This is a genomic window from Methylobacterium sp. CCH5-D2, from assembly GCF_001556475.1.
GTDB classification, from domain to species: Bacteria; Pseudomonadota; Alphaproteobacteria; order Rhizobiales; family Beijerinckiaceae; genus Methylobacterium; species Methylobacterium hispanicum.
On the sequence record NZ_LSIX01000958.1, the window covers coordinates 1 to 1,213 of the forward strand.

Sequence of the window (1,213 nt, forward strand, 5' to 3'; positions counted from 1 at the left end):
GCTCAGACCAGCCGCTCCAGCGCTACCGCGGTGGCCTCGCCGCCGTACCGGTTCCCGCGCGTCTTCGGTGGAACGGATGGAACAAGCTTCGCAGTGCCGCGTTTCACATCGGCATGCCGGGACCCGCTCCGGATCCTGCGACGCGCGCCCGCACGGCCCGCAGCCTGCAGGTCACGCCTGCGCCCCCATAACTTCTAGACTGGCTTGATCGACCCCGGACACGCGTGGGTACGAGGCGCGTTCAGTGCTCGCGGCGGCACGGCCAAGCTTAGACTGTAGCGCCCGCGCCACTGTCCTTGCGACATCTCGATCCGTTACCCTTCGTTAACCAATCGACGGCACCCTCGAGGCAACCTCTCATCCCAAGGTGCCGCCATGAATCGAGCCGCCGTGCTCAGCGTCGACGATCCCGTCCGCGACTGCCCCGTCCCCCCGGAGACCCTCGGCCGCATCGCCCGCGCCGAGGCGGATGCCCTGGACGAACTGGTCGAGGGCATCCCCGAGGCCGTGCGGGCGCGGCTCGCGGTCTACCTCTATGGCCGCAGCCACACGCACGAGCTTGGCATCCGGATCGCGGCGACCTGCGAGGGCGCGACGCTGCGACGCGCGGCCGGCCTCGTCGGCAACATGCTCCACGACCTCTCGCGCCGGCCCTACGCCCCGCCGAGCCACGGCCTGCGCGGATCGGCCCGGATCAGCCTCGGCGGCCCGGCGGCGCGCCGGGCCTGAGAATGCGGGGCCTCGACGCGCCGCCGCACCCAGCCTGCCGCATCGCCCGCGCGCTTTGACAGCCGCGCGGGCCCTTCGCTAAGGCGGCCGGACCATCGCCCGACCGCCACCGGACATCGCCATGAACGCGTTCCTCGTCATCCTCGGCGCCGGGCTGGGCGGGGGCGTCCGCCACGGGGTGAACCTCGCCGTCGCGCGCCTCCTGCCGACGATCGGCTTCCCGCTCGCCACGCTGCTGATCAACGTCGCGGGATCGTTCCTGATGGGCGTGCTGGCCGGTGCCTTCGCGCTGCGCGGCGAAGCCTCGCAGCCCCTGCGGCTGTTCCTGACCACCGGGATCCTGGGCGGCTTCACCACCTTCTCGACCTTCTCCCTCGATGCGGTCGCGCTCTGGCAGCGGGGCGAGGGCGGCGCGGCCCTCCTCTACGTGGCGGCCTCGCCCCGCTGCCAGAGCGCGACCGCATCGAGGGAGAAGGTCGAGAAG

The 1,213-nt window shown here is 72.2% G+C and carries 2 protein-coding genes; both read left to right on the top strand.

What is annotated here, in order from left to right:
* The first annotated feature begins 375 nt into the window (after nt 1–375).
* A complete protein-coding gene (locus tag AX737_RS25820; RefSeq protein ID WP_066926437.1) occupies nt 376–729 on the top strand; it encodes a hypothetical protein in 354 nt (117 codons plus the stop codon).
* 121 nt (nt 730–850) lie between these two features.
* On the top strand, nt 851–1,213 hold a 363-nt coding region (crcB, locus tag AX737_RS25825), incomplete at its 3' end, for a fluoride efflux transporter CrcB (protein WP_066926438.1).

What these genes read in the sequence shown, in the direction of transcription:
- AX737_RS25820 (WP_066926437.1), top strand. Translation starts at nt 376, where the DNA reads ATGAATCGAGCCGCCGTGCTCAGCGTCGACGATCCCGTCCGCGACTGC.